9 protein-coding genes are annotated in these 10033 nt (G+C 65.3%); all 9 read left to right on the forward strand.

Features of this window, described 5'->3' with window-relative positions; translation table 11 throughout:
* Nucleotides 1–87: 87 nt before the first annotated feature.
* The 9 genes from ACFQU0_RS13265 to ACFQU0_RS13305 are packed head-to-tail and all read left to right on the forward strand — an operon-like array spanning nucleotide 88 to nucleotide 9782.
* Nucleotides 88–1047, forward strand: a complete 960-nt coding sequence (locus tag ACFQU0_RS13265; protein ID WP_382201549.1) for a DUF1295 domain-containing protein — start codon at nucleotides 88–90, stop codon at nucleotides 1045–1047.
* A complete protein-coding gene (locus ACFQU0_RS13270) occupies nucleotides 1044–2243 on the forward strand; it encodes an acetyl-CoA C-acyltransferase (protein ID WP_382201551.1) in 1200 nt (399 codons plus the stop codon). Before ACFQU0_RS13265 ends, ACFQU0_RS13270 begins: the two co-directional genes overlap by 4 nt.
* Nucleotides 2244–2257: 14 nt before the next feature.
* Nucleotides 2258–3199 (forward strand): winged helix-turn-helix transcriptional regulator, encoded by a 942-nt coding sequence (locus ACFQU0_RS13275; RefSeq protein WP_382201553.1) that lies wholly within the window; start codon nucleotides 2258–2260, stop codon nucleotides 3197–3199.
* A complete protein-coding gene (locus ACFQU0_RS13280) occupies nucleotides 3196–4080 on the forward strand; it encodes a branched-chain amino acid ABC transporter permease (RefSeq protein ID WP_382201555.1) in 885 nt (294 codons plus the stop codon). Before ACFQU0_RS13275 ends, ACFQU0_RS13280 begins: the two co-directional genes overlap by 4 nt.
* 6 nt (nucleotides 4081–4086) lie before the next feature.
* On the forward strand, nucleotides 4087–5163 hold the full coding sequence (locus tag ACFQU0_RS13285; RefSeq protein WP_382201557.1) for a branched-chain amino acid ABC transporter permease: 1077 nt from the start codon (nucleotides 4087–4089) through the stop codon (nucleotides 5161–5163).
* Nucleotides 5160–5942 (forward strand): ABC transporter ATP-binding protein, encoded by a 783-nt coding sequence (locus tag ACFQU0_RS13290; RefSeq protein ID WP_382201559.1) that lies wholly within the window; start codon nucleotides 5160–5162, stop codon nucleotides 5940–5942. Before ACFQU0_RS13285 ends, ACFQU0_RS13290 begins: the two co-directional genes overlap by 4 nt.
* Nucleotides 5943–5965: 23 nt before the next feature.
* Nucleotides 5966–6742: an ABC transporter ATP-binding protein gene (locus ACFQU0_RS13295; RefSeq protein WP_382201561.1), complete on the forward strand. Its 777-nt coding sequence runs from the start codon at nucleotides 5966–5968 to the stop codon at nucleotides 6740–6742.
* Nucleotides 6739–8571, forward strand: a complete 1833-nt coding sequence (locus ACFQU0_RS13300; RefSeq protein ID WP_382201563.1) for an AMP-dependent synthetase/ligase — start codon at nucleotides 6739–6741, stop codon at nucleotides 8569–8571. The genes ACFQU0_RS13295 and ACFQU0_RS13300 overlap by 4 nt, the downstream gene beginning before the upstream one ends.
* Nucleotides 8572–8603: 32 nt before the next feature.
* Nucleotides 8604–9782, forward strand: coding sequence for an ABC transporter substrate-binding protein (locus tag ACFQU0_RS13305; protein WP_382201565.1), 1179 nt, complete (start codon nucleotides 8604–8606; stop codon nucleotides 9780–9782).
* Nucleotides 9783–10033: the final 251 nt, after the last annotated feature.

Below are 10033 nucleotides of genomic sequence, written 5' to 3' on the forward strand. Positions count from 1 at the left end.
GATCGAGGGCGCGCGGCGGCTGCAGACCTTGAACATCGGCGGCTCCTGCGCCACCGTGGTCAGCTTTGTGGTGGAGCGGGGCGCGTGATGCCAACCACCAGTTTGTGGATCTGGTCCGCCTGGGTGCTGCTGAGCGCCGTGTGGTTGTGGGCCATGCCACGGCCGTGGGGGCCGGGCTGGTGGTACCCGCTGCTGCCCGCGGGCGCGGGGGCGGTGCTGGTCTTGACCGAATCCACACTGGGCGACAGCTTGCTCGCTCACTGGATGCTTGCCGGCGTGTGGCTGTGGGGCGGGCTCACCGTGGTGTGGGTGCTCAGCCTCTTCAAGCGCGACGCCAGCATCATGGACGTCGCCTTCGGCTATCTGTTGCTTGCACTGCCATGGTGGTTGTGGCTGAAGCTGGGTGCCAACCCCCTGGCCTGGCCGCTGCTGGCCATGAGTACCCTGGGCTTTGGCCGCTACAGCCTCTACATCACCTGGCGCAACCTGCCGCATGGCGAGGACCCGCGCTACGCCCGCTGGCGCGAGCGCGGGGGTGCCCGCTGGTGGTGGTGGAGCTACTTCCAGATCTTTCTGCTGCAGGGCGTGGTGCTCTGGGTGTGGGTGATGCCGCTGGTGGCATCGATCGCATCGCCGCAGCCGTTGGGCACCTGGCATGCGCTGGGCGCCCTGGTGTGGCTGCTGGGCTTCGTGTTCGAGGCAGGCGGCGACTGGCAGCTCACCCACTTCAAGCGCAACCGGACCAGTTCGTCGCAGTTGCTGGACAGCGGGCTGTGGGGTTTGACCCGCCACCCCAACTACTTCGGCCAGACCGCCATGTGGTGGGGTTACGCCATCGTGGCGCTGGCCTCGCCCTGGGGCTGGGTGGGCCTGGCCTCGGCGGCCTACATCACCTGGTTCATGTACCGGGGCTCCGCCACCTCGTTGATGGAGCGCCACATGCAGAAAACCAAGCCCGGTTACGCCGCGTACTGCGCGCGTGTACCGGCCTTCTTCCCGCGCTGGCCGCGGCCACGCTCCGCCTCACAGAACGAGATCACCCCATGACCCACGCACTCATCATCGACGCCGTGCGCAGTCCGCGCGGCCGTGGCAACGACAAGGGCAGCCTCAAGGGCATCAAGCCGGTGGACTTGCTGGCCCAACAGCTCAAGGCTTTGCAAACACGCACCGGCGTGGACACCAGCGAGGTGGTCGATGGCGCCTTCGGTTGCGTCACACAGACCGCAGAGCAGGGCGCCAACATCGGCAAGCTGGCCCTGGTGCGCGCGGGTTGGAGCGATTCGGTCTCGGGCTTCACGCTCAACCGCTACTGCGCTTCCGGTTTGAGCGCCGTGCAGTGGGCGGCGAGCCAGGCACTGGCCAACGACGCGCTGGCCGTCGCCGGCGGCATCGAGATGATGTCGCGCGTGCCCATGGCATCCGACCAGGGGCCGTTGACACACGACCTGGAATTCCAGCGCGAGACCATGCTGGTGCCTATTGGCGTGGCGGCCGATGCCATCGCGACGCAGGAAGGCTTCACCCGCGAGCAATGCGACGCCTACGCCGTGGCCTCGCAGCAGCGCGCAGGGGCGGCCCGCGATGTGGGGCATTTCCGCTCGGTGGTACCGGTCACTGGTTCCGACGGCCGCGTGCTGTTGGCGCAGGACGAAACCCCGCGTCCACAGACATCGATCGAGGGCCTGGCGGCCATGGCGCCCGCCTTTGCCGCAATGGGCGAAAAGTACGGAATTGATGCGCTGCTGTGCAAACACTACGGCTTGCCGCACATGGACCACGTGCAGCACGCTGGCAACTCACCGGCCATGGCCGATGGCGCGGCGGCGGTGCTGGTGGCCAGCCCGGCCGCCGCCGAGCGCTTGGGCCTGAAGGCGCGTGCGCGCATCCTCGCCACGGCCGATGCGTCGGTGGACCACACCTTGGCACTCACGGCAGCGGTGGACGCGACCCGCAAGGCGCTGGCCCGGGCAGGGCTGGCCGTGGACGACATCGACTTGTTCGAGGTGAATGAATCCTTCGCCGCGCTGATGCTGCACTACATGAAGCACCTGGGTGTGCCCCACGAGCGCCTCAACGTCAACGGCGGTGCCATCGCTCTGGGCCACGCCATGGGCTCCACCGGCAGCGCGCTGGTGGGAATGGCGCTCGACGAGCTGGAGCGCAGGGGTGCGCGCCGCGCCGTTGTTGCCATCTGCGGCGCTGCTGGCGTGGCGGTGGCCATGGTTGTGGAACGGGTCTGAACCGGGTTCGCCGTATGCCCAAAACCATCGACCGCGAGCTGATGCGCGAGGCGCTCTCGAGCAGCACACTGAGCCACGGGCTCAAGCTGTTCGGTGACCGCTGGACGACGCAAGTCGCGCTGGGCGCCTTCACCGGCCTTCGCCGGTTCGACGACTGGCAGGCGCGCCTGCACATACCGCGCCACACCCTGGCCGACCGCCTCAAGGCACTGGTGCATATGGACGTGCTGCGTCCACGCCTCTACCAGGAACGCCCCGAGCGCTATGCCTACCACCTCACGCGCAAGGGTCTGGCGCTGTACGACGCTGTGCTCATGATCTGGGATTGGGAGCACCGCTATGGCGACCGGGACGTGCCGCTGCCCACGCGCCTGGTGCACAAAACCTGCGGCCGCGCCTTCTACCCCGAGCTCTCTTGCACCGCCTGTGGTGAGGTCGTTGCCATGACCGACCTCCGCTTCAGTCTGGAGCCCAACCCGCGACTGCCCCACGACACCGCCGCGCCGCTGCGCACCCCGCGCCTGACCGCCGGCAGCGGTGCCGACATGGCGCTGGGCTTGCGCGTCGATCGTTGGAGCGTGTTGATCATCTCGGCGGTGGTGCTCGGTTGCCACTACTTTGATCAACTCTCCTATGTGCTGCGCATCGGCCCCAGCGTGCTGGCGCGCCGCTTGGCCAACATGGTAGAGGCCGGTCTCCTGATTCAGCAACCCGATCGAGTGGATGCGCGCCGACGCATCTACCGCCTCACGCCGTCGAGCCGAGGACTCTTCGGCTACATCGTGTGCCTGTCCACCTGGGCCAGCGCGAAACACTTTCACGAACCCACTTCCATCCGACCCACGCACAAGGCCTGCGGGCAAGACTTCATACCCCGAACCACCTGCGGTCATTGCCACCAGCCGTTGCTGCCGTGGGAGGTCGATTTCGAGATGCCAACCCACCCCCAGCCATGAACAGCAGTCTCCAGGTCTTCGCTCAACTCACCGCCAACGGCATTGCCGTGGGCGCCATCTATGCGCTTGTCGCCCTGGGCATCGTGCTTATCTACAAGGCCACCGAGGTGCTCAACTTCGCCCACGGTGACCTGCTGGTCGTCTCGGCCTTCACCGCCTGGGGGCTGATCACCGTGATGGGGCTGCCCTTCTGGCTGGCCATGCTCATCACCGTGGCCATGGCCTCGCTGTTGGCATACGGCCTGGACGCGCTTGTCATCCGCCGTATCGCTGGCCAACCGCAGTTCGCGGGGGTCATGCTCACCATCGCGTTGGCCTTCATGCTGCGCGGTTTGGTCAGCATGGTGTTTGGCCCCGAGTCGCGCAACTACGCCACGCCATGGACGAACCAGACGGCAGAGGTGGGCGGGCTGGTGGTCACCCAACTTCAGTTGGTCATCCTGGGCTTTGCGCTGGCGGTGACGGTGGTGCTGTTCCTGTTCTTCCGCCACACGCGGCTGGGTGTGGCCATGCAGGCGGCTTCGCAGAACCAACTGGCGGCCTACCTCAACGGCGTGCGCGTCAAACGGGTGAATTCGCTGGTGTGGGCGCTGGCCGGCGCCACTGCGGCGGTGGCCGGCGTGCTGCTCGCACCCATCACGCTGGTGGACATCAGCCTCTGGTTCGTCACCCTCAAGGCGCTGGCCGCGCTGGTGCTCGGCGGGTTCGGCAGCATCCCCGGTGCCATCCTCGGCGGCCTGCTGATCGGCCTCATCGAGCAGTACGCTGGCGTCTACATGCCTCAGGGAACCAAGGACATCGTGGCTTACCTGGTGCTGATCGCCGTCCTCATCATCCGCCCCCGTGGCCTGCTGGGCGAAGCCCACGGCCGCCGAGTTTGAAACGCCATGAAGTTCGACTACAACACCCGATACCGCGACGGCTTCGCGCTTCTGCGCCACGCTGACCAGCGTGTGCTCTATGGCCTGCTGCTGGCGGCCTTGCTGCTGACACCGCTGTTTGCCACGCCCTTCCTGCTGGGCGAGCTGACGTATGTGTTCATCCTGTGCGTGGCCAGCATGGGCCTGATGGCGCTAACGGGCTTCACCGGCCAAGTGTCGTTGGGTCACGCGGCCTTCGTGGCCATCGGCGCCTATGCCCATGCCTACGCGCTGTCTAAGGGTGTGCCGCTGCTGCTGTCGCTGCCGCTGGCGGCGCTGGTGACTGGCTTGGCTGGCTTGCTGGTGGGCATTCCGGCCATCCGCGTTTCGGGGCTGTACCTGGCCATGGTCACCATGGCCTTCGCCATCATCGTCGAGCAGCTCATAGGTCACTGGGATTCGGTCACCGGCGGCTTCACTGGTTTGGCGGTCGAAGATCCGAGGATCGCAGGCTGGTCGCTGGGCGGTCCCAAGGCCTTTTACTACTTGTGCCTGGTGGTGCTGGTAGCGGTGCTGCTGGGCCTGCTCAATCTGCTGCGCTCGGCCATCGGCCGCGCGTTTGTGGGTGTGCGCGATTCAGAGGCAGCGGCCTATTCGCTGGGTATTCACGTCAACGCGGTCAAGGCATCGGCCTTCGCACTGTCAGCCGCCATCACCGGCCTGGCCGGTGCACTGCTGGCTCACCACATCAAGTACCTCACGCCCGACGGCTTCACACTGCTGCTGTCGCTGGAGCTGGTGCTCATGGTTGTGATCGGTGGGTTGGGCAGCTTGCGCGGGGCCATCCTGGGCGCGGTGCTCATCAGCCTGCTCCCCACCGCCATCTCGCGTATCAAGCCCATGCTGCCCGAGAGCGTGGCCAAGCAGTTCGGCCTGGAGATTTTCATCTTTGGTCTGGTGCTTGCACTGTTCGTGCTATTCGAACCCGCTGGCCTCAACGGACGCTGGCTCAAGTTGCGCGCGCTGTTCGAGTCCTTCCCCCTCTACCGGCGTGACACCTTCAAGCGCCAGAAACGTTATATGAAGTCGGAGCGTTACCGATGAGCACCCCTTCCATAACCGCTACGCCACTGTTGAGCGTGCGCGATCTGTCGCTGTCCTTTGGCGGCGTCAAGGCCATCGCCCGGCTCAATCTGGAGGTCCACATCGGCGAGGTGTTGGCCGTGATCGGTCCCAACGGCGCAGGCAAGACCTCGATGCTCAACACCGTCACCCGCGTCTTCGACCCCACGGCGGGTCAGATCGTGTTCAAGGGTCAGGACCTGACCCAGGTGCCCCGCCACCGCATCGCGGCCCACGGCATTGCCCGCACCTTCCAGAACATCGAGCTGTTTGAGGCCGCCACCGTGATGGACAACCTGCTGCTGGGCCGTCACCGCTTTGACCACGGGGCCTGGTGGCAGCAGGTACTGCGCACGCCCGCCGTCACGCGCCTGGAGGAAGAGGCCCGCGCAGCCGCCGAGGAAGTGATCGAGTTCCTCGAGCTCTCGCCCTGGCGCAACGCCGTCATCGCTGGCTTGCCGTATGGCGTGCGCAAGGTGGTCGAACTCGGCCGTGCGCTTTGCACCCAGCCCGAGTTGTTGTTCCTGGACGAACCCGCGTCGGGCTTGAACCCCGAGGAGACGCGCGACCTGGCCTTTTGGATCGATGACATCCGCACTGATCTGGGCATCACCGTGGTCATGGTTGAACACGACATGTCGCTGGTCAGCGCCGTGGCTGATCGCGTCATCTGCATGGCACAAGGGGCGGTGCTGTCGCAGGGCACACCGGCTCAGGTGCAGGCCGATCCGGTGGTGATCGCCGCGTACCTGGGGGCATGAGGATGACAGAAGGAAACGCGAACATGCAGGCATTGCTGCAAGTCAAGAACCTCGAAACTTGGTACGGCCCCATCGCGGCCATGCAAGGCGTCAACATCGAGGTCCGACCCGGTCGCATGGTGGCGGTGCTGGGGGCCAATGGCGCCGGCAAGACCACGTTGCTCAACACCCTGGCCGGTGTGATCGATCCGTTCAAGGGTCAGGTGCTGTTCTTGGGCCAAGCGGTGCATGGGCTGGACGCCGACGAGGTATGCCGGCGCGGCCTGGTGCTGGTGCCCGAGGGGCGCCAGGTGTTTCCTTTCCTGAGCGTACGCGACAACCTCGCCATGGGTGCCTACACCCGGCGCGACACGGATGGTGTGATCCGCGACCTCGAGCGCGTGTTTCAGTGGTTCCCGCGCCTCAAGGAACGCGAGCAGCAGCACGCTGGCCTGCTCTCGGGCGGCGAGCAGCAGATGTTGGCCATTGGCCGCGCGGTGCTGGCCCAGCCGCGCCTGCTGATGCTCGACGAACCGTCGCTCGGTCTGTCGCCGCTGCTGACCAAGGAGATCTTCTCCATCATCTGCCGCATCCGCGACGAGACCGGGACCGCGATCCTGGTGGTGGAACAGAACGCAGCCATCGCACTGGCACACGCCGACGATGGCTACATCATGGAGCTGGGCCGCATCGTCGCCGCAGACACCTGCGAGGCGTTGTCGCGCAAGGCCGACGTGCAGTCCTCTTATTTGGGCGGTGGCGAACAGCAGGGGCTGAGCGGCACGACTCAGCGCTGGAAGCGCCGGAAGACATGGCGATGAAAAAGATGGTTGACTATTCCCGATTCCATGGGCACGACACGCCCGCCCGTCTGTTCCGCGAGCGCTGCCGTGAGTGGGCCGACCGGCCTGCGCTTCGCCGCAAGCACCGCGGCTTGTGGCAGAGCGCCACCTGGGCCGAGTACTACGCCCATGCGCGCGCCATCGGCCTGCAGCTGGCGGAGCTGGGTCTGTCGCGCGGCAGCGTGGTCTGCGTGCTCGCCGAGAACCGACCCGAATGGCTCTACGTGGACATGGGCGCGCAGTGCATGGGCATGGTGGGCAATGGCGTCTATCCCACGTCATCGTCCGATCAGGTGCTGCACATCCTGGCCGACAGCGACGCCGAGGCACTTTTCGTTGAGAACCAGGAACAGCTTGAAAAGGCGTTGGCCGTGCGTGCGCAATGCCCGGCGCTGCGCTGCATCGTGGTGATGGAGCGCGATGGCCTGCGTGGCTTCGAGGATGAACAGGTCTTCTTCTTTGACGACTTCCTGGCGCAAGGCGAGGCACTGGCCGCGCGCGACGCTGCGCGCTTCGAGGGCGCCATCGATGCCGGTCGCTCGGAGGATCTCGCCTTCCTGGTCTATACCTCGGGCACGACCGGGGCGCCCAAGGGCGCGATGATCCTCAACCGCAACGTGGTGTTCCAGCTCAACCAGGCGCCGGTCTACCTGGATGTGGTGCCGGGCGACAAGTCGCTGTCTTTTCTGCCGTTGTGCCACATTGCCGAGCGCATGGCGTCGGTGTTCAACCCGCTGGCGGTGGGGCTGATTGTGCATTTTCCAGAAGGCGCGGGAACCGTTTTCAATGACTTGCGCGAAGTGGCGCCGCATGTGGTGTTTGCGCCGCCCCGCTTCTGGGAAAAGATGTACTCGCAGATCGATCTCTTCATGCGCGACGCGATCGCACCTGCGCGTTGGGTCTATCAGCGCGCGCGCGAACGTGGTGCTGCGGCGGTGGAAGCTCACCTGCGCGGCGAGACGGTGGCCAAACCCCCATTGGGAGACCGCCTGCTGCAAGGCATGGCGCTGCGCAATGTCCGTACCTTTTTAGGCCTCCAGAACTGCAAGAGTGCGCTTACTGGCGCTGCGCCCGTGCCGCCGGACCTGATCCGCTGGTTTTTGGGTTGTGGCATCGAGCTGCGCGAGGCCTTCGGCATGACGGAGACCACCGGCTTTTGCGCCGCAACGCCCAAAGGTGGCATCAAGCTGGGTTGGGCCGGCGTCAAAGGGCCGGGCATGGAGATCCGCATTGGCGCCGAAAACGAAATTCAGGTGCGCGGGCCCAACGTCTTCGGCGGCTACTGGAAGCTGCCGGACAAGACCGCCGAGGCGCTGGATGCCGAGGGCTGGCTGCTCACGGGCGACTGTGGTGAACTCGACGAGAACGGCTACCTGGCCATCCGCGATCGCATCAAGGACATTCTCATCACGTCGGGCGGCAAGAACATCACGCCCAGCCACATCGAGAGCCTGCTCAAGTTCAGCCCTTACGTGACCGATGCGGTCGTCATCGGCGATGGGCGCAAGTACCTGACCTGCCTGATCATGCTGGACCAGGAACACGTGGCGCGCCACGCGCAGGAGCACCAAGTGCCCTACACCGACTTCGCCAGCCTGACCCGTGCGCCCGAGGTGGTGGCGCTCATCCGCGCTGAGATTGATCGCATCAACCCGCAACTGGCGCGGGTGGAGCAGGTCAAGGATTTCCGCATCATCGGCGAACTGCTGACCGCCGAGGACGAAGAGCTCACACCCACAATGAAGCTCAAGCGCAAGGTGATCGCACGCAAGTACGCGCACCTGATCGACAGCATGTACACCGACTGACGTTTTTTTAGCCACCCACAAGGAGACAAGGCATGACACTCAATCGACGCCACCTGATCGCCACCGCCGCAGCGGCCGCCGCGCTGGTCTTGGGCAATGCCCATGCCGCCGGCGTTTCCGACACGGAAATTGTGATCGGTACCCACCTGGACCTCTCTGGCCCCACGGCCGCCGGTTCTCCCATGCTGCGCAATGCCATGCAAATGCGCATCGACGAAGCCAACGTCAAAGGCGTCCATGGCCGCAAGCTGCGCCTGGTGACGGAAGACAACGGCAGCCAGCCCCAGCTGGCCGTGCGCGCTGTGCAAAAGCTCATCCGCAGCGACAACGTGTTTGCCATCGTCAACAGCTTTGGTTCTGGCCCCAACGCGGCCACCGTCAAAATGGCCACCGACGCGGGGGTGGTGGTGTTTGGCCCTTGGGCGGCATCAGCCATCATTCAAAAGGTTGCGGGCAACAGCCCACTGCTGTTCACCACGGTGCAGAACTACGACACCACCACCGCCACGGGGCTTTCGTGGGCGGTGAAAAACTGGGGCGTCAAGCGCATCGGCGTGATTTATCAGGAAGGTCCTTTTGGTGACCTGATCCGCGCCGGCGTGTCGGCAGGCCTCAAGGACGCGGGCCTTTCACCCGTGGCCGAGGCCGCCTACAAGGTGGGGGATATCGACTTTTCCTCGCAGGTGGCTCGCATGAAGGCTGCCAACGTGGACCTGATCCTGGCCGGCACCGTGGTGCGCGAAACCGTCGGCGTGATGGCCGAGGTCAAGAAGCTGGGCTGGAACGATGTCAAGGTCGTCACCTCCCTGCCAGGGCGCAGCAGCATCGTGGCCCGTCTGGGCAAGGATGCAGTGGAGGGGCTTTACGGCCTGGGTGGCTGGAAGCTGCACGACAACGACACCACCGATGCTGCGGCCAAGAAGTTCCAGGCCGACTACAAGGCCCGCTTCAACCAGGACGCCGACGAAAACGCGGCCAATGCGTACTCTTACCTGGATTGGTTCATTGCTGGCCTCGAGGCCGCTGGTCGCAATGTCACGGCCGAGTCGTTCGCCAAGACCATGCAGTCGGTGCCTCATCAGGACTTCACCACCTACACCCGTCAGAGCTGGGCCAACAACCACGTGACACCCGAGCTGGTCTCCATCGACCAGGTCCGTGCTGGCCGTTGGGTGCAGATCGCGGCCCCGGTGGGCGGTATCGTCAAGTAAGGTCTGGTGCTGCCCTTTTGGGGCAGTGCCGATTAGGGCCTGTTCACTCTATTTTTCCGAGTGCGAACGAGGTGAAAACAGCGCCAATCTAGGCGCGCGACGACGGCCAGACTGGGCGTCTGGCCTAGGAGTGCAACGACGAGTGGCGCTGTTTTAACCCTGTTCCCTTCGGGTTGCGGCCAAAAAGGCCATGCGCGGCGTTGCGAAGCCTTGCCGGGGGCATACCCCGGCGGCGTTTCGCGCCTTGCGCA

Source organism: Hydrogenophaga defluvii (assembly GCF_042665235.1).
Taxonomy (GTDB): Bacteria; Pseudomonadota; Gammaproteobacteria; order Burkholderiales; family Burkholderiaceae_C; genus Hydrogenophaga; species Hydrogenophaga defluvii_A.